This window comes from Variovorax sp. Soil_C_39 (assembly GCF_057656815.1).
This window is the reverse complement of record NZ_JBDGJQ010000002.1, coordinates 726,262-742,443: the sequence shown is the minus strand read 5'-3', so window position 1 is coordinate 742,443 and position 16,182 is coordinate 726,262. Positions and strand designations below refer to the sequence as shown.

The following is a 16,182-nucleotide window of genomic DNA, read 5'->3' as shown; positions in this document are numbered from 1 at the left end:
TGTGGGACAGCTAGGCCTTTTGGGCAAACTGCCAGGCCATTTCGGCCATGGGACGAGCGCCGCGGGCCGATGCCACGGCTTGCTCGCTCGATGCGGTGCCGGCCTCGACCCGTTTGGCAATGCCTTGCAGGATCGCAGCCATGCGGAACAGGTTGTAGGCCAGGTAGAAGTTCCAGTCGGGCGCCAGCGCTTCGGGCGTGCCGATGCGCGTGCGCTCGCAGTAGCGGCGGATGTATTCGCTCTCGGTGGGAATGCCGAGCGCGGCCACGTCCACGCCGCCGATGCCGCGGCCGGTGGTGGGCGGCATGTGCCACGACATGCAGTGGTAGCTGAAGTCGGCCAGCGGATGGCCCAGCGTCGAGAGCTCCCAGTCGAGCACCGCGATGATCCGCGGCTCGGTGGGGTGGAACATCACGTTGTCGAGGCGGTAGTCGCCATGGACGATCGAGATCTTGCTTTCGTCGCGCGCGCTCGCCGGCATGTGCGCAGGCAGCCAGTCGATGAGCCGCTCCATGGCCTCGATGGGCCGCGAGAGTTCGCCGGCACCGTCTGCCGAAGCCTTGTACTGCTTGCTCCAGCGGCCGATCTGGCGTTCGAAGTAGTTGCCGGGCTTGCCGTAGTCGGCGAGTCCGCGCTCGGCGAACTTCACCGTGTGCAGCGCCGCGATCACGCGGTTCATCTCGTCGTAGATCGCCGCGCGTCCGGCGTTGTCCATGCCGGGAAGCGACTGGTCCCAGAGCACGCGGCCCTGCATGAATTCCATCACGTAGAAGGCGCGGCCGATGATGGCTTCGTCTTCGCACAGGCAGTGCATGCGCGGCACGGGCACGTCGGTGCCGGCCAGGCCGCTCATGACCTTGAATTCGCGCTCCACCGCATGCGCCGAAGGCAGCAGCTTGGCGACGGGACCGGGCTTGGCGCGCATGACGTAGCTGCGCTTCGGCGTGACGAGCTTGTAGGTCGGGTTGGATTGCCCACCCTTGAACATCTCGACCGTGAGCGGCCCCTCGAAGCCCTCGAGGTGCACTGCGAGCCAGGCCGCAAGGACCTCGACGTCGAAGGCATGCTGCGCCGAGACCGCGCGGGTGCCGATGAAACTGGAGAAATCCTGGCTCATGTCAATGATCTGCTTCCGAGATGCGCATCAAGGCTGCGCGGTCCAGCACCACGAGGCCGCCTGGCTCGATCCGGATCGTGCCCTCGCGCTCCATGGTCTTGAGTTCCTGGTTGACGCGCTGGCGCGAGGCGCCGAGCAGCTGCGCGAGCTCTTCCTGTGCCAGGTGCAGGCCAATGCGCGTCTGGCTGCCGTCGTCGAGGTTCGGCACGCCGTAGCTGCGCACCAGATGGATCAGCTGCTTCGCGAGCCGCGCGCGCAAGGGCAGGGTGTTGAGGTCTTCCACCAGCCCGAACAGCGTGCGGATGCGGCGCGCCTGCAGCCGCATCAGCGCCTCGTACAGCTCGACGTGGGTCGCGAGGATCTTCTGGAAATCGGCGCGCGCCACGCACAGCACCGTGCTGTCGCCATGCGCATAGGCGTCGTGCGTGCGCCGGTCCCCATCGAACATCGCCACGTCGCCGAACCAGATGCCCGGCTCGACGTAGGTCAGCGTCACCTGCTTGCCCGAGACCGCCGTCGAGCTGACGCGCACGGCACCCTTGGCACAGGCGATCCAGTGATCGGGCGGGTCGCCGCGGGCAGCGATCAGGTCGCCGTCCTTGAAGCGTTTGACGAAAGCGCATCGAAGAATGTCGTGCCGTAGCGATGGTGAGAGAGAAGAAAACCAGCGACCACTGTTGATCGCTTCACGTTCTTCGATGGTAAGAATGGGGTCGTCCATTGGTCTGTCCTGTCGGCGACTGAAAGGCTGGAAGGTGTCACGGGAGCGACGGCGCGCTTATCCGTACTGCGGAGGCTTCTTCTCGAGGAAGGCGGCAATGCCGATGCCGGCATTCGGATGATGGAGGTTGCGCACGAAGTGGTCGCGCTCCTGCGAGAGCTGCGACGCGAAGCTGGCGCCCCGCGCCTCGCTGAGCAGTTCCTTGATGCTCGCCAGCGCATTCGGTGCGTGCGCGTTGAGCCGCGCCGCCAGCGCCAGCGCGCCGGCAAGCGCCTGGCCGTTCTCGCTCAGTTCGTTGACGAGGCCGAGCGCATGCAGCCGCGGCGCGGCGATGCGTTCGCCGCACATCAGCCATTCGCTGGCAAGCTGGCGCGGCAGGGCTTGCGCCAGCTCCCAGCTCAGGCCCGCCACGGGAGACAGCGCCAGGTTGCTGTACGACGATGCGAAGACCGCATCGCGCGCGGCCACGATGAAATCGCAGGCCAGCGCCAGCGAGAAGCCTGCACCTGCCGCCGCACCTTCGACGGCCGCAATGATCGGCTTGGGAAAGGCGCGGATCGAGTCGATCCAGTTGTGCAGGCCCTCGACGCTTTCGGCCTGCACCAAGGGATCGCGCTGGCGGTTGTCGGCCAGGCGCTGCAGCGAGCCGCCGGCGCAAAACCAAGCGCCCTGGCCCACGAGCACCACGCTGCGGACCTCGTCGCTGCTCTCCGCGCCGTTGAGCGCCTCGACGCCGGCGGCGTAGATCTCGGGGGCCAGTGCATTGCGCTGGGTCGGGTTGGCGATGGTCAGCACCATGGTGCGTCCCTCGCTGGTGCTTTTCAGTTCGGCGGGCATGGCGGCGGTGCTTTCGTGGAGGATGGTCGGTTCGGCGGCTGACTACTCTTACTCTTCTTCGTGCAGCAGGCTCAGGCCGAGTGCACCACGGCGGCGCAGCCACGGGCTCGGGCGGTAGCGCGGGTCGCCATAGACGGTCTGCAGGTTGAACAACACTTCGAGCATGTTGGTCGGCCCGTGCAGGTTGCCCATGGCGAGCGGTCCGCGCGGGTAGCCGAGGCCGAGCTGGACCGCGGTTTCGAGATCGGCCGGCGAACACACGCGCTGCTGGCACATGTCGGCGGCGATGTTCACGATGGTGCCGACCACCCGTTGGGTGACGAAGCCGCCGCTGTCGCGGATCACGCTGACGGCCTTGCCGTCGCGCGCGAAGAGCGCATGCGCTGCATCGCGCATGTCGCGCCGCGTGGCCGGGTTGGTGGCCAGCACGCGGCGTCGCGTGGCGGCGTCGTCGACCAGCATGTCGATGCCGACGGTGCGCGTGGCGTCCAGGCGCTCGACGGCGGCGATCGTGGTCACGTCGAAGCCGAGCGGCGCCACGAGGATCAGCGAGCCCGGTGCCGCCGTGGCGCCGCTGTCGATCTGCGCGCCCAGCGTGTTGATCAGGCGCAGCAGTTCGGCACGGCGTGCGGCACGCGGCGAGACCCAGACCGAAGGCAAGGTGCCCACGCTCGGCGGCAGTGGTTCGGCGTCCTGCTGCTGGGCCCCGTCGGCGTAGCGATAGAAGCCCTCGCCGGTCTTGCGCCCGAGCACGCCGGCCGCGAGGCGCTGCGCGGTGATCACGCTGGGCCGGAAGCGCGGCTCCTCGTAGTACTGGTGGTAGATCGACTCCATCACCGGGTGCGACACGTCGAGCGCGGTCAAGTCCATCAGCTCAAAGGGGCCGAGGCGGAAGCCCGCCTGGTCCTTGAGGATGCGGTCGACCGTGGCGAAGTCGGCCACGCCTTCGCCGACGATGCGCAGCGCCTCGGTGCCGTAGCCGCGGCCGGCGTGGTTGACGATGAAGCCGGGCGTGTCCTGTGCCTGCACGGCGCTGTGGCCCATCTGTGCGGCGTAGCCCGCCAGCCGCTTGCAGGTGTCGGGTGATGTGCGGAAGCCGGCCACGACCTCGACCACCTTCATCAGCGGCACGGGGTTGAAGAAATGGAAGCCCGCCATCCGCTCGGGATGCGCGAGCCCGGCGGCGATCGCCGTGACCGAGAGCGACGAGGTATTGGTGGCGAGCGTGGCCGCAGGCGTGACGATCGCCTCGAGTTCGCGGAACAGCTTGCGCTTGACTTCGAGGTCTTCGACCACCGCTTCGATCACGAGGTCGCAGCCGGCCAGGGCGGCGATCGAATCGACCGCCTTGACGCGCGCAAGCTGCGCGTCGCGCGTCGGCACGTCGATCCTGCCTTTCTCGTGCAGCTTGTTCCATTGGGCCGCAAGGGCTTCGCGCCCGCGCTCCGCGGCGCCCGCGAAACTGTCGAGCAGCAGTACCTCGCTGCCGGCCTGGGCGGCGATCTGGGCGATGCCCCGCCCCATTGCGCCGGCGCCGACGACGCCGATCCGGGTGTAGTTGACTGTCATTGGAGAAGGATTTTCACTGGTTGAGAAATTCGGGCCGGCGGGCGGCTGCCCCGACCGCGGTGTTTCGAGCAGACTGCGATTTTGCCGCCATGGCCGGAACGGGCGCTGCGGGTTTCTCGCAGCAGGCGCGTCAGGCCGCCCGGCCGCTGCGGTCGATGGCCACGCTCGCGCCGATGGCGACCAGCAGCAGCGCAAGGCCGACCCAGTTCATCCATGCCGATGCGTCGTTGGCCAGCAGCCATCCGCCGAGCGCGGCACCGACGGCCTGGCCCGTGTAGATGCCCGAGCTGTTCAGCGCCACCGAGCCGGGCGCGAGCGCTGGCGCCAGGCTCACCAGCCGAGCCTGCTGCGCCGAATTGGTGGCGAAGCATCCGAGCCCCCAGGGCACGATCACCGCGGCCAGCCAGGGCAGGGTGGGCGCCCAGGGCCAGAGGAACAGACTCAGCGCGATCAGCGAACTCGTCAACAGCACCATGCGGCCTGCACCGACGCGGTCGATGAAGCGGCTCACGACCATGTTGCCCAGCACGCCGAAAACGCCGAACAGGCCCCACACCAGGCTCAACGTGGTGGGGTCTGCGCCGAAGTCCTGCTTAAGGACCGGGCCGAAGTAGCTGGACAGGACGAACTGGCCGGCACCCTGCAGCGCCGTGACCGCGACGATGCCCATCAGCACCGGGCTGCGCAGCACGCGCGACCATGCGGCCTTGGACAGTGCTGCGGGATGGATCCCCTGCGGCAGCGTCAGCCAGACCCAGGCTGCGCTCGCGACGCTCAGCACCGCGATGGCCACGAAAGCCATGCGCCATCCAAAGTGCCCCCCGATCAGCGCACCGATCGGGAGGCCCAGCACCGAGGCCAGCGACCAACCGAGAAAGACGAAGGTCACCGCACGCCCGCGCTGTTCCGGTGCCACCAGCAAGCCGGCACAGGCGGCGGCTTGCGGCGTGAAGACCGCTGGCGCGATCACCGTGAGCATGCGCACCGGCAGCAGGGCGCCGAAGCTGGGCATCGCGGCCGCAATGGCGTGCCATGCCGCGTACCAGAGGAGCGAAAGCGCGAGCAGCTGGCGGCGGTCCCAGCCCGCGACCGCGGCCGCCAGCAGCGGCGCGCCGATGCACATCACGATGGCCGCGACCGTGATGAGCTGCCCTGCCGTCGCGACGGAGACCGCGAGCGATGCGCTGATCTCGTTGAGCGTGCCGGGCACCACCATCACGCCCGTGCCAATCACGAAGTTGCCGGCCAGCAGCGCCCAGAGCGCACCCCGGGACGCCGACCGGCTCACGGAGCCGTCTCCGGACTCACCGGCGGACCTGCAGGGCGCCGGGATTCACGATGTTGGTGGGGTTGCCCTTGATGAAGCTCACGACGTTGTCGAAGGCCTGCCCGAAATAGCTCTCGTAGCTTTCCTGCTCGACATAGCCGATGTGCGGTGTGCAGATGCAGTTTTCGAGGCGCAGCAGTGCGTGGCCCTGCAACGGCGGTTCGCTCTCGAACACGTCGATCGCCGCGAGGCCCGGCCGGCCGCGGTTCAAGGCGGCGAGCAGCGCATCGGCCTCGACCAGTTCGGCCCGCGAGGTGTTGACGAAGAGCGCTGTCGGCTTCATGCGCGAGAGGTCCTCGAGCGTGACGAGGCCCACGGTCTCTTCGTTGAGCCGCAGGTGCACCGACAGCACGTCGGCCGCGGCAAAGAACTCCTGGCGGTTCTGCGCCACCTGGAAGCCGTCGGAACGCGCCTTGGCGCAGCTCGCCTCGCGGCCCCAGATCACGACCTGCATGCCGAACGCCTGGCCGTAGCGCGCCACCAGTTGGCCGATGCGACCATAGCCCCAGATGCAGAGCGTCTTGCCCTTGAGCACCGAGCCGAGCCCGAAGTTGGGCGGCATCGACGCCGACTTGAGACCCGACTGCTGCCACGCGCCGTGCTTGAGGTTGCTGATGTACTGCGGCAGCCGGCGCATGGCCGCCATGATCAGCGCCCAGGTGAGTTCGGCGGGCGCCTGCGGCGAGCCGCTGCCCTCGGCCACAGCCACGCCGCGCTCGGTGCAGGCCGCGACGTCGATGTGGCCGCCGACGCGGCCGGTCTGGGAAATGAGTTTGAGCCGGGGCAGCTTCTCGATCAGCTGCCGCGAGATGTGGGTGCGCTCCCGGATCAGCACGATCACGTCGGCGTCTTTCAGGCGCACCGAGAGCTGGCCGATGCCTTTCACGGTGTTGGTGTAGACCTTGGCGGCGTAGGCGTCGAGCTTGGCGGCGCAGCGCAGCTTGCGCACGGCGTCCTGGTAATCGTCGAGGATCACAATATTCATGGCGTGCAATTGTGCCTCGCAGCACTGGCACGGCGCGCGCCTGAACGTTTGGATACCCGGCCCCGGGGAAAGTCACCGGGGCGTGCACGGGCTCAGTGCAGGTGCGCGGACCGCGGTGCGGCACTCACGGCTTCCATGGCCTCGAGCGCGGCGAGCCGGTCGAGCTCGGCGCAGACATCGGCCATACGCCCCGAAATCACCATCCGGTTGGTGCTGCGTTTTTCGCCCTGGTGATCGACCACGCGGATCACGCGCAGCGGCCGTGCAGGCGCGGCAGCGGCCTTGGGTGCCGCCTGGGCATGGGGCCGGGCCGCGCAGGCAGGGCGAACGACGAGGCCGCCATGCAAGCCTGCGGACGCAGCACGGCCATCGCGGTGGCGGGCACTGCGCGCGGGCAGCAACCGGCTGGCCAGCGACTGCAGCGGCATCCAAAGGTCAACGATAGCGAGAAGGGCGATTCCCATGTGAACTCCAAGAAGGTTTGAGGTTGAACACAGGCAGGATTGCTTTCGCCGGACGCAACAGGGTGATGGCGCCAGTTGCGCCATACGCCCGCCACCTGTTGCGGCTGGATGGATGGTTTCGGTTGTCAGCAGCCGGTTTGGCGGCTACATCAGCATGGTGTTGCGGATCAGGCCCACGGCAAGGCCCTCGATCTCGAACGGCTCGCCGGGCTGGACCACGATGGTCGGATAGTCGGGGTTTTCAGCGTGCAGCTCGATCACCTGCTTGTTGCGCTTGAGGCGCTTGACAGTGACTTCGTCGCCGAGGCGGGCCACCACGATCTGGCCGTTGCGGGCTTCCTTGGTGGCTTGCACCGCGAGCAGGTCGCCGTCCATGATGCCGGCGTCGCGCATCGACATGCCGCGCACCTTGAGCAGGTAGTCGGGCTGCTGCTGGAACAGGGTGTTTTCGACGTAGTAGGTCTGGTCGACGTGCTCCTGCGCGAGGATCGGCGAGCCCGCGGCCACGCGGCCGATGAGCGGCAGCGCGAGCTGCGCCATGCCGGGCAGCGAGAGCGAGAACTGCCCGCCTTCGCGGTGCCGGGTCTCGTTGAGCGAGCGCAGCGCGTCGCCCTTGAGCCGGATGCCGCGCGAGGTGCCGCTGACGAGTTCGATCACGCCCTTGCGGGCCAGCGCCTGCAGATGCTCCTCGGCCGCGTTCGCGGATTTGAAGCCGAGTTCGTTGGCGATCTCGGCGCGCGTGGGTGGCGCGCCAGTGCGTGCGATGGCGCTCTGGATCAAGTCCAGGATCTGTTGCTGGCGGGCGGTAAGCTTCACGGCAAACTGCATAGTGGTTCCTTGCGGCACTGGCTAGATATCCAGTAACTGTATTTTTAACCAGTTTTTAAAAGTTGGCAAGCATGGTGAATTCATCAGGTCCTGGTGTGCGGCGTATCGTGGTGTTGGGCACGGGCGGCACCATCGCAGGCCGCGCCGCCGATGACGGCGACAACATCGGTTACACCGCGGGCGAGGTCGTGGTGGCCGATCTGCTTGGCGGCATCGGTGCCCCCGCGGGCTTTGCGCTCGTGGCCGAGCAGGTTGCCCAGCTCGACAGCAAGGACATGGGCTTTGACGTCTGGCTGCAACTCGCCGAGCGCTGCGCTGTGTGGCTCGCCGAGCCTGACGTGGCGGGCGTGGTGGTCACCCATGGCACCGACACCATCGAGGAGACGGCCTTCTTCCTCCACTCGGTGCTCGCGCCGGCCAAGCCGATCGTGTTGACCTGCGCCATGCGCCCGGCAAGCTCCCTCTCGCCCGATGGCCCGCAGAACCTGCGCGATGCCGTCGCGGTCGCCGGCGCGACGGGCGCGAAAGGGACGACTGTGGTCTGTGCCGGCACGGTGCATGGTGCGCTCGACGTCCAGAAGGTGCACACGTACCGTCCTGATGCGTTTGCATCGGGCGACGCCGGCCCGGTCGCCTACGTGGAAGAGGGTGTGGTTCGGCGCCTGCGGGACTGGCCCGGCGCCGTGCCGGGCGGCGCTGGCGTAGGGCTGCGCGCGGTCGCGGGAGCGGTCGCGGCGGCAGGGTGGCCGCGGGTCGAGATCGTCATGAGCCATGCCGGCGCCAGCGGCGCGCTGATCGACCTGCTGTGCCAGGAGCGCGCCGGCGGCGTCGCCGAGCCGGTCCGCGGACTGGTCGTGGCGGCCACCGGCAATGGCACACTGCACCAGACGCTCGAGGCTGCTGCCGTGCGCGCGGAACAGGCTGGTATCCCGGTGTTGCGCGCCACGCGTTGCGCGAGCGGCCGCATTCTGCCGCGGCCCGACGACCGGCTGCGCGATGCGGGCGCGCTGACGCCGGTCAAGGCGCGCGTTGCGTTGATGCTCGAACTGCTGGGAAGGGGAAAAGAAGACGCCGCCTGAACCGCAGCGCCGGCGCGGCGCTCAGCTGCTCAGGGCCGCCAATGCGCGCTGCGTGATCTCGTCGACCGTACCGACGCCCTTGATGGCGCGGTACTTGGGCGCATTGGCCGGGTCGGCCTTGGCCCATGCGGAGTAGTAGTCGACCAGCGGACGGGTCTGCTCGCTGTAGACCTCGAGGCGCTTGCGAACGGTTTCTTCCTCGTCGTCCTTGCGCTGGATCAGGTCTTCGCCCGTGACGTCGTCCTTGCCTTCGACCTTCGGCGGATTGAACTTGACGTGGTAGGTGCGGCCCGACGCAGGATGCGAGCGTCGGCCGCTCATGCGTTCGATGATGTCGCTGAACGGCACGTCGATCTCGAGCACGTAGTCGAGCTTGACGCCGGCCGCCTTCATGGCGTCCGCCTGGGGGATCGTGCGTGGGAAACCGTCGAACAGGAACCCGTCGGCGCAGTCGGGTTGCCCGATGCGTTCCTTCACGAGATTGATGATCAGGTCGTCGCTCACGAGGCCACCCGATTCCATGATCGACTTGGCTTGTTGTCCGAGCGGGGTGCCCGCCTTGACCGCCGCGCGCAGCATGTCGCCGGTGGAAATCTGGGGAATGCCGTACTTCTGGCAGATGAAAGTGGCTTGCGTGCCTTTGCCCGCCCCGGGCGCGCCCAGCAAAATTAGTCTCATGATGTCCTCGGACGGTTCTTAGATTTTGTGTCGCACCCCATGCGGCCCGAGGGCCGCCCAAGGCGGAATTGCTTCGAGGATAGCATGCGAGGACGGGCGAAATTCCCGCTGCCGCCCTCTGTGCGGGGGCTTCAGCGCACGCTCGCGAAGACCGCGCGGACGCGCGCGAGGTCTTCGGGTGTGTCGACGCCGGGGCCCGGCGCAGTCTGGCTCACATGCACCGCGATGCGGTGACCGTGCCAGAGCGCACGCAACTGTTCGAGCGCCTCGGTGGCCTCGATCGGCGCCGGCGGCAGCGACGGAAAACGCCGCACGAAACCGGCACGGTAGCCATAGATGCCGATGTGGCGCAGCGGCGCGGGCGAGGGCAGCACACCGGGTGCCGCGCCGCCGGCCGAGCCATCGCGCCACCAGGGGATTGGCGCCCGGCTGAAATAGAGCGCGTGGCCTTCGGCGTTGAGCACGGCCTTGACCACGTTTGGATTCACGAAGTCGGCCACCGACTCGATGGCGTGCACTGCGGTGCTCATCGCGGCGCCGGGGTGGGCCGACAGCGTGGCGGCCACGGCATCGATCAGCGCCGGATCGATCAGCGGTTCGTCGCCCTGGACATTGACCACGATGTCGTCGCCGTCGAGCCCAAGCTGTTCGCAAGCCTCGGCCAGGCGGTCGCTGCCGCTCGCATGGTCCTGCCGCGTGAGCACGGCCTCGACCCCATGTTCCCGGCAGGCATCGACGATGGACCCATGGTCCGCTGCGACCACCACGCGCGCCGCGCCCGACGCGGCGGCGCGCAGGGCCACGCGAACGACCATGGGCAGGCCGGCGATGTCGGCCAGCGGTTTGTCGGGCAGCCGCGTCGACGCCAGGCGCGCCGGCACCAGGACGGTGAAGCTCACCGCCCCAGCTCTTCGTCGGACAGGGTGCGCGCCTCGTTCTCGAGCAGCACGGGAATGCCGTCGCGCACCGGGTAGGCGAGGCGGGCGCTGCGCGAGCAGAGCTCCTGCTTCTCGGCGTTCCAGGTCAGCGGGCCCTTGGTGACGGGGCAGACGAGCAGTTCAAGCAGCTTGGTGTCCATCGAGCGATGATAGCTTTGCGTCGAGCGCAGCGAAGAACGCGGCCGACGGCGCGAAGTCGAGCGGCACCGCGAGCGCTTCCGGGGCCTTGCGCCACAGCTTGACCGCGTCCTTCTCGGTGCAGAGCAGCCGCTGCCCGGCGAGCGCGGGCGTTTCCCAATCGGCAAAATCGTGGTGGTCGGGCAGTGCGATGGTCCGGGACAGCGTGAGCCCGCGTGCGCGCAGCATCTCGAAGAAGGCTTCGGGCCGCGCAATGGCTGCAAGCGCGATCACGGGATGGCCTGCGAGCGCAGCCAGCGGAATGCGTGTGCCGTCGCGCGCCACCGTGTCGGGCGCGAGCGCACGGGTCGCGGTGTAGCCGCCCGCGAAGGCAGGCTTCGCGCCGCTGTGGAGCACCAGGTCGCAGGCGCGCGGCCAGCGCTCGCGCAGCGGTCCGGCAGGAAGCCGCCAGCCGTTGCCGACGCCGCGGTCGTCGAACACGCAGATCTCGATGTCGCGGGCGAGCGCGAGGTGCTGCAGCCCGTCGTCGCTCACGATGACCTGCGTGGCCGGGTAGCGGGCGAGCAGGGCCCGCGCGGCCTCGATGCGGCGCCGCGCCACGAATACCGGCGCCCCGGTGGCGCGATGGATCAGTGCCGGCTCGTCACCCACTTCTGCAGGTGCGCTCTCGGCGAGCACCTCGCGGCAATCGGTGGTGCGGCGGCCATGGCCGCGCGAGATCACGCCCACGCGCAGGCCACGCGCCTGAAGATGCCGCACGATGGCCATCACCACCGGCGTCTTGCCGGCACCGCCCGCGATCACGTTGCCCACCACGATGACCGGCACGCCGGCGCGCTCGGATCGGAGCCATCCCAGCCGGTAGAGCGAACCGCGCAGCGCGAAGAGCGCTGCATACAGCAGCGACAGCGGCCACAGCAGGCAGGCCGGCAGGCCGCGTCGCAGCCAGGCCCGCTGCAGCCGGGAGGCCGATGCGTTGCGCGCCTCGGGCTGCTGCACTTGGCGGCCCTCAGTGCGTCGTCGACTGCGCGGCGAAGGTGATCTGCACCAGGCCCGCGCGGCGTGCGGCTTCCATCACCGTGATCACCGACTGGTGCGGGCTGCTCGCGTCCGCGCTGATGATGACGACGCTGTCCTTGCCGCCGGTCGCGGCTGCGGCCAGGGCGGCGGCCACGGCATCCACGCCGCGATCCGCCAGCGCGGTCTTGTTGATCGAATACCGGCCGTCGGCCGACACCGCAACGATCACTTCCTTCGGATAGTCGCGCTGGGCATCGACATCGGCCGTCGGCAGCCGCAGCTGCATCTCGGTGAATTTGCTGTAGGTGGTCGACAGCATCAGGAAGATCAGCACCACCAGCAGCACGTCGATGAACGGGATCAGGTTGATCTCCGGCTCGTCGCGCGCGCCGTGGCGAAACTGCATGCGGCCGGGGCGGCTCATCTGCGCAGGGCGCTCAGATGGCGCGCGAAGCGTTCGCCCGACAGTTCGAGGTGCAGCAGGTATTCGTCGACCCGGGTGCGGAAGTAGCGCCAGAAGATCAGCGTCGGAATGGCCACGATCAGGCCGAACGCCGTGTTGTAGAGCGCGATCGAGATGCCGTGGGCGAGCTGTGCGGGATTGCCCGAACCCACCGCGCCGCTGCCGGGCGACTGCGAGCCGAAGATCTCGATCATGCCGATGACCGTGCCGAGCAGGCCGAGCAGCGGCGCCGCCGACGCAATGGTGGCCAGCGCCGGCAGGTAGCGTTCGAGCCGGTGCGCCACGGTGCGGCCCGACGCCTCCATGGCGGCGCGCAGGTCTTCCTCGGTGCACAGCGGGTTGGCATTGAGCGCCCGCAGGCCGGCGGCCAGCACCTGGCCGAGCATCGAATTCTGTTCGAGCCGGGTGACCACGTCGGGCCCCGGCACGGCGCCGTGCGAGACGGTGATGGCCTCGTCGAGCAGCTTGGGCGGCAGGACCTTCACGGTCTTGAGGTTCACGAAACGTTCGATCACCAGCGCGAGCGCAATGACGGAGCAGGCGAGCAATGGCCAGATCGGCCAGCCCGCGGCAACAATGATGGAAAACAAGAAAATCCTCCGGCCCGTAGACTGCAAATGCGCGGCGATTATCCCCCGAGCGCAGCCCGCTAAACGCGGCACGCTTCCTGTAAGCGAAGACGCACAGATTCTGTGGATAACTTTGTGACTAACCCATTGCGCAATGCGTCCGAACCCGCATGGGGCGGGCTTCTCATTAGATCGACTGAATTTTGAGCACTCCTTTTTTCAATGAAATCAAGGGCTTGCACGACAAACCGTGCTTTTGTTCCATGCCTGGTGCCGCCTGCCGGGGCCCGGCGGGCGACTGTGGAAGAGTGGCGACACGCCGCTCGTGCGCTTCGTGAGCTGGCGTGAGCCGGCTGCGGCGCCCGGGCCGCGCATCTGGGCCGTCGGTGCGCTCTGCCGTGCGGTGGCCGACGCGCTCGACGCGCGCTTCAATCCGGTCGCGGTTCGTGGCGAGATCTCGGGCTTCTCGCGCGCGTCGAGCGGCCACTGCTATTTCTCGTTGAAGGACGAATCGGGCCAACTGCGCTGCGCCATGTTCCGGCGTGCCGCAAGCCTGCTCGACTTCTCGCCGCGCGACGGCGATCAGGTCGAGGTGCGGGGCCGGCTCGCCGTCTACGAGCCGCGCGGCGACCTGCAACTTGTCGTCGAGAGCCTGCAGCGGGCGGGGCAGGGTGCGCTTTTCGAGCAGTTCCTGCAGCGCAAGGCCCGGCTCGAGGCCGAGGGGCTCTTCGACACGGCCCGCAAGCGGGCGCTGCCGCTGATGCCGCGTTCGGTCGGCCTCGTGACCTCGCTCGGCGCTGCGGCTTTGCACGACGTGGTCACGGCGCTGCGTCGCCGCGCGCCGCACATTCAGGTGGTCCTCGCGCCGGCGGCCGTGCAGGGTGCCGGCGCGCCGGCCGAACTGGTGCGCGCGCTGCAGTCGCTCTATGCGTTCACGCCCGCTGTCGACGTGATCCTGCTGGTGCGCGGCGGCGGATCGATCGAGGACCTCTGGGCTTTCAACGACGAGTCGCTGGCGCGTGCCATCGTCCAGAGCCCGGTGCCCCTGGTCTGCGGCGTGGGCCACGAAACCGACTTCACCATCGCCGATTTCTGCGCCGACCTGCGCGCGCCCACGCCCACGGCGGCCGCGGAACTCGTGAGCGCCCCGCAGGCCGTGTGGCTCGGCGCGCTCGACCTGCTCGACGAGCGCCTCGGCGATGCCCTCGGCACGCGGCTCGACGCACTCGGGCAACGGCTGGACCAGGCCGCGGCACGCCTGGGGCGGCCGTCGGGCATGGTGGCACGCCACCAGTTGCGGTTGGCTCACCATTCGCAGCGGCTGCGCTATGCGGCCATGTCCCGCATCGAGCGGCTCGGGCAAACGCCGCGCGCGATGGCGGCCGACTTTCCGCTGAAGCTCGTGCGCGTCATGGCCGAGCGCCGCGAACGGCTCGAAAGGGTTGCGGCGCGCCTTCGGCTGCTCGACCCGGCGCTCGTGCTGCAGCGCGGCTATGCCCTGCTCAGCGACGCCAGCGGCCGCACGGTCGTCAGCGCGAAGAATCTCCACGCCGGCGACGCGGTGTCGGCACGGCTCGCCGACGGTACGGTCGACCTGACCGTCGCACCCGACGAGACGGGAACGCGTCCGACGCCAGGCCGGTGATTACTTCCTAGAATCGTCGATTCCCACAACCAACCACGAGAAAAAAACCATGGAACATGTGCTCCCACCCCTGCCTTACGCCCTCGACGCGCTGGCACCCGAGTACTCGAAGGAAACGCTCGAGTACCACTACGGCAAGCACCACAACGCCTACGTGGTGAACCTCAACAACCTGCAGAAGGGCACCGAGTTCGAGTCGATGCCGCTCGAGGAGATCGTCAAGAAGTCGAGCGGCGGCATCTACAACAATGCCGCGCAGATCTGGAATCACACCTTCTTCTGGAACTGCATGAAGCCCCAGGGCGGCGGCACGCCCACGGGCGCGCTGGCCAAGGCGATCGACGCCAAGTGGGGCAGCTACGACGCGTTCAAGGAAGCCTTCGTCAAGTCGGCCGTGGGCAATTTCGGCTCTGGCTGGACCTGGCTGGTGAAGAAGGGCGACGGCTCGCTCGACATCGTGAACATGGGCGCCGCAGGCACGCCGCTGACCACGGGCGACACGCCGGTGCTCACGGTCGACGTCTGGGAGCACGCCTACTACATCGACTACCGCAACCTGCGCCCGAAGTTCGTCGAGACCTTCCTGGCGAAGCTGGTCAACTGGGACTTCGCAGCCAAGAACTTCGGCTGAGCAAACACGTACAGCTGAACGCAGAAAAAGCCCGGGCGGTCGCCTGGGCTTTTTTCTGCCTGCGTCCGGTTGATCGTTCCCGTCAGCGCCGGGCCGCAGCGAACAGCTCGCCGCCGAGCTTGGCGCCTTTCTTGATGTTCTTCTTGGCGAACCAGCCCTGGTTCATTTCGAGCACGTAGCGCACGGGCTCTTCGGAGCAATGCGATTGTTCGGTCATCGGCTGCATGTCGACCAGATTGACGATGCGGCCATCGTCGGCCACGAACGCCGCGGTCAACGGCAGCAGCGTGTTGCGCATCCAGAAGCACTGGGTGGCTGGCTGGTCGAAGACGAAGATCATCCCTTCGGACTGCGGCATCTCCTTGCGGAACATCAGGCCGATCTCGCGTTGGCGAGGGGTCTGCGCCACTTGCGCGTCAATCTTGTAGAGCCCCACCGAGAGCTGCGTGCGCTGGAGGTCGGTCTGGGGTTGTTGCTGGGCATGCGCGGCGCCGGCAAGGAACATGGCGGCAAGCAGGAGCAGGGCGGCGAAACGCTGAAACATCGAGAGCCTCTCTGGCGGGGACGGGGTTCGGGGCAGGGCAACAAAAATGCCAGCCGATGCGGGCGATGCCGGTGCGCTAGAAAGCTTACACCTTCTTCGAAGGCAAAAAAAAGCGCCCCGTCGGAGCGCTTCTTCTGCAGGGACGGGCCCTTACTTGGGCGTGCTGCCCTGGTTCGACTTGCGCTTCACGCTGCCGTCTTTATTGCGGCGGCGGTCGTCGCGCGTTGCAGCGCGCTTCTCGCCAGCCACTGCGGCCTTGTCGGCACCAAAGGTGCCGCCTTCGGGCGTCTTGGCGATGTCGCCGGCGGGAGCTGCCACTTGACCGGCGGGGCGGCTTTCCTTGGTGGCTTCGGCACGGGCTTGCGGCTTGCTGCCGGTGGCGTTCCCTTGCTCGGGCGTGGCGCCGGTGGGGTTCTGGGCGTAAGCGCCAGCGGCGAACAGGCCTGCAATCATGACTGCGAGAATTTTGCTCATTGATGATTCCTCTATTCGAGAATTGGTTGGAAACGCCCCCCGGCTGGCAGAAGGTCAGTCCCTAACGAGGCCGCGGTCTCATCGGTTGACAAATGTCAGCGTACGGGTTGCGTCTAAAATGTACCGTGATTTGTTCGCTAGCTGTACAGCGATTC

General features: G+C 68.0%; 19 protein-coding genes. 3 read left to right on the top strand and 16 right to left on the bottom strand.

Features of this window, described 5'->3' with window-relative positions:
- Nucleotides 1–10: 10 nt before the first annotated feature.
- The 8 genes from AC3A6J_RS07575 to lexA form a co-directional block, all read right to left on the bottom strand.
- Nucleotides 11–1,117 carry a phosphotransferase gene (locus AC3A6J_RS07575; RefSeq protein ID WP_487859290.1) on the bottom strand — a complete coding sequence of 369 codons (1,107 nt, stop codon included), beginning with the start codon at nt 1,115–1,117 and terminating at the stop codon, nt 11–13.
- A 1-nt stretch (nt 1,118) separates the two neighbouring features.
- Nucleotides 1,119–1,838, bottom strand: coding sequence for a Crp/Fnr family transcriptional regulator (locus tag AC3A6J_RS07570; RefSeq protein WP_487859289.1), 720 nt, complete (start codon nt 1,836–1,838; stop codon nt 1,119–1,121).
- A gap of 57 nt (nt 1,839–1,895) precedes the next feature.
- Nucleotides 1,896–2,675 carry an oxepin-CoA hydrolase, alternative type gene (locus AC3A6J_RS07565; RefSeq protein WP_487859288.1) on the bottom strand — a complete coding sequence of 260 codons (780 nt, stop codon included), beginning with the start codon at nt 2,673–2,675 and terminating at the stop codon, nt 1,896–1,898.
- 48 nt (nt 2,676–2,723) lie between these two features.
- A complete protein-coding gene (locus AC3A6J_RS07560; protein ID WP_487859287.1) occupies nt 2,724–4,244 on the bottom strand; it encodes a 3-hydroxyacyl-CoA dehydrogenase in 1,521 nt (506 codons plus the stop codon).
- Nucleotides 4,245–4,374: 130 nt separating this feature from the next.
- Complete coding sequence (locus AC3A6J_RS07555) at nt 4,375–5,532, bottom strand: MFS transporter (protein WP_487859286.1); 1,158 nt, start codon at nt 5,530–5,532, stop codon at nt 4,375–4,377.
- 16 nt (nt 5,533–5,548) lie between these two features.
- Nucleotides 5,549–6,556: a D-2-hydroxyacid dehydrogenase family protein gene (locus AC3A6J_RS07550; protein WP_487859285.1), complete on the bottom strand. Its 1,008-nt coding sequence runs from the start codon at nt 6,554–6,556 to the stop codon at nt 5,549–5,551.
- A 92-nt stretch (nt 6,557–6,648) separates the two neighbouring features.
- On the bottom strand, nt 6,649–7,020 hold the full coding sequence (locus AC3A6J_RS07545) for a hypothetical protein (RefSeq protein ID WP_487859284.1): 372 nt from the start codon (nt 7,018–7,020) through the stop codon (nt 6,649–6,651).
- 144 nt (nt 7,021–7,164) lie between these two features.
- Nucleotides 7,165–7,848, bottom strand: a complete 684-nt coding sequence (gene lexA / locus AC3A6J_RS07540; RefSeq protein WP_487859283.1) for a transcriptional repressor LexA — start codon at nt 7,846–7,848, stop codon at nt 7,165–7,167.
- A gap of 71 nt (nt 7,849–7,919) precedes the next feature.
- Here lexA and AC3A6J_RS07535 point away from each other — a divergent pair, with 71 nt between their 5' ends.
- Complete coding sequence (locus AC3A6J_RS07535; RefSeq protein WP_487859282.1) at nt 7,920–8,927, top strand: asparaginase; 1,008 nt, start codon at nt 7,920–7,922, stop codon at nt 8,925–8,927.
- A gap of 21 nt (nt 8,928–8,948) precedes the next feature.
- Here AC3A6J_RS07535 and adk read toward each other — a convergent pair whose 3' ends face one another.
- The 6 genes from adk to AC3A6J_RS07505 all read right to left on the bottom strand — a co-directional run bounded on the left by adk (nt 8,949) and on the right by AC3A6J_RS07505 (nt 12,754).
- Nucleotides 8,949–9,605, bottom strand: a complete 657-nt coding sequence (gene adk, locus AC3A6J_RS07530) for an adenylate kinase (protein ID WP_487859281.1) — start codon at nt 9,603–9,605, stop codon at nt 8,949–8,951.
- A gap of 131 nt (nt 9,606–9,736) precedes the next feature.
- A complete protein-coding gene (kdsB, locus tag AC3A6J_RS07525; protein ID WP_487859280.1) occupies nt 9,737–10,504 on the bottom strand; it encodes a 3-deoxy-manno-octulosonate cytidylyltransferase in 768 nt (255 codons plus the stop codon).
- Nucleotides 10,501–10,683 carry a Trm112 family protein gene (locus AC3A6J_RS07520; protein ID WP_487859279.1) on the bottom strand — a complete coding sequence of 61 codons (183 nt, stop codon included), beginning with the start codon at nt 10,681–10,683 and terminating at the stop codon, nt 10,501–10,503. Before AC3A6J_RS07520 ends, kdsB begins: the two co-directional genes overlap by 4 nt.
- A complete protein-coding gene (gene lpxK, locus AC3A6J_RS07515) occupies nt 10,664–11,680 on the bottom strand; it encodes a tetraacyldisaccharide 4'-kinase (protein WP_487859278.1) in 1,017 nt (338 codons plus the stop codon). Before lpxK ends, AC3A6J_RS07520 begins: the two co-directional genes overlap by 20 nt.
- A 10-nt stretch (nt 11,681–11,690) precedes the next feature.
- Nucleotides 11,691–12,107, bottom strand: a complete 417-nt coding sequence (locus AC3A6J_RS07510; RefSeq protein ID WP_487859358.1) for an ExbD/TolR family protein — start codon at nt 12,105–12,107, stop codon at nt 11,691–11,693.
- A 14-nt stretch (nt 12,108–12,121) separates the two neighbouring features.
- Nucleotides 12,122–12,754 carry a MotA/TolQ/ExbB proton channel family protein gene (locus AC3A6J_RS07505; protein ID WP_487859277.1) on the bottom strand — a complete coding sequence of 211 codons (633 nt, stop codon included), beginning with the start codon at nt 12,752–12,754 and terminating at the stop codon, nt 12,122–12,124.
- A gap of 313 nt (nt 12,755–13,067) precedes the next feature.
- Here AC3A6J_RS07505 and xseA point away from each other — a divergent pair, with 313 nt between their 5' ends.
- Together xseA and AC3A6J_RS07495 are read left to right on the top strand one after the other, a co-directional pair.
- Nucleotides 13,068–14,378 (top strand): exodeoxyribonuclease VII large subunit, encoded by a 1,311-nt coding sequence (xseA, locus tag AC3A6J_RS07500; protein WP_487859357.1) that lies wholly within the window; start codon nt 13,068–13,070, stop codon nt 14,376–14,378.
- Between the two features lie 49 nt (nt 14,379–14,427).
- Entirely contained in the window at nt 14,428–15,009 is a 582-nt protein-coding gene (locus AC3A6J_RS07495; RefSeq protein WP_487859276.1) for a superoxide dismutase, read from the top strand.
- Between the two features lie 82 nt (nt 15,010–15,091).
- On the opposite strand, the gene AC3A6J_RS07490 is transcribed toward AC3A6J_RS07495, so the two are convergent.
- On the bottom strand, nt 15,092–15,553 hold the full coding sequence (locus AC3A6J_RS07490; protein WP_487859275.1) for a DUF192 domain-containing protein: 462 nt from the start codon (nt 15,551–15,553) through the stop codon (nt 15,092–15,094).
- Between the two features lie 150 nt (nt 15,554–15,703).
- Complete coding sequence (locus AC3A6J_RS07485) at nt 15,704–16,027, bottom strand: cell envelope biogenesis protein TolA (RefSeq protein ID WP_487859274.1); 324 nt, start codon at nt 16,025–16,027, stop codon at nt 15,704–15,706.
- Between the last annotated feature and the right edge of the window lie 155 nt (nt 16,028–16,182).

What these genes read in the sequence shown, in the direction of transcription:
- lexA (WP_487859283.1), bottom strand. Translation starts at nt 7,848, where the DNA reads ATGCAGTTTGCCGTGAAGCTTACCGCCCGCCAGCAACAGATCCTGGAC.
- AC3A6J_RS07520 (WP_487859279.1), bottom strand. Translation starts at nt 10,683, where the DNA reads ATGGACACCAAGCTGCTTGAACTGCTCGTCTGCCCCGTCACCAAGGGC.
- adk (WP_487859281.1), bottom strand. Translation starts at nt 9,605, where the DNA reads ATGAGACTAATTTTGCTGGGCGCGCCCGGGGCGGGCAAAGGCACGCAA.
- AC3A6J_RS07535 (WP_487859282.1), top strand. Translation starts at nt 7,920, where the DNA reads ATGGTGAATTCATCAGGTCCTGGTGTGCGGCGTATCGTGGTGTTGGGC.
- AC3A6J_RS07510 (WP_487859358.1), bottom strand. Translation starts at nt 12,107, where the DNA reads ATGCAGTTTCGCCACGGCGCGCGCGACGAGCCGGAGATCAACCTGATC.
- AC3A6J_RS07565 (WP_487859288.1), bottom strand. Translation starts at nt 2,675, where the DNA reads ATGCCCGCCGAACTGAAAAGCACCAGCGAGGGACGCACCATGGTGCTG.
- AC3A6J_RS07545 (WP_487859284.1), bottom strand. Translation starts at nt 7,020, where the DNA reads ATGGGAATCGCCCTTCTCGCTATCGTTGACCTTTGGATGCCGCTGCAG.
- AC3A6J_RS07570 (WP_487859289.1), bottom strand. Translation starts at nt 1,838, where the DNA reads ATGGACGACCCCATTCTTACCATCGAAGAACGTGAAGCGATCAACAGT.
- AC3A6J_RS07495 (WP_487859276.1), top strand. Translation starts at nt 14,428, where the DNA reads ATGGAACATGTGCTCCCACCCCTGCCTTACGCCCTCGACGCGCTGGCA.
- AC3A6J_RS07550 (WP_487859285.1), bottom strand. Translation starts at nt 6,556, where the DNA reads ATGAATATTGTGATCCTCGACGATTACCAGGACGCCGTGCGCAAGCTG.
- AC3A6J_RS07560 (WP_487859287.1), bottom strand. Translation starts at nt 4,244, where the DNA reads ATGACAGTCAACTACACCCGGATCGGCGTCGTCGGCGCCGGCGCAATG.
- AC3A6J_RS07485 (WP_487859274.1), bottom strand. Translation starts at nt 16,027, where the DNA reads ATGAGCAAAATTCTCGCAGTCATGATTGCAGGCCTGTTCGCCGCTGGC.
- AC3A6J_RS07490 (WP_487859275.1), bottom strand. Translation starts at nt 15,553, where the DNA reads ATGTTTCAGCGTTTCGCCGCCCTGCTCCTGCTTGCCGCCATGTTCCTT.
- AC3A6J_RS07575 (WP_487859290.1), bottom strand. Translation starts at nt 1,117, where the DNA reads ATGAGCCAGGATTTCTCCAGTTTCATCGGCACCCGCGCGGTCTCGGCG.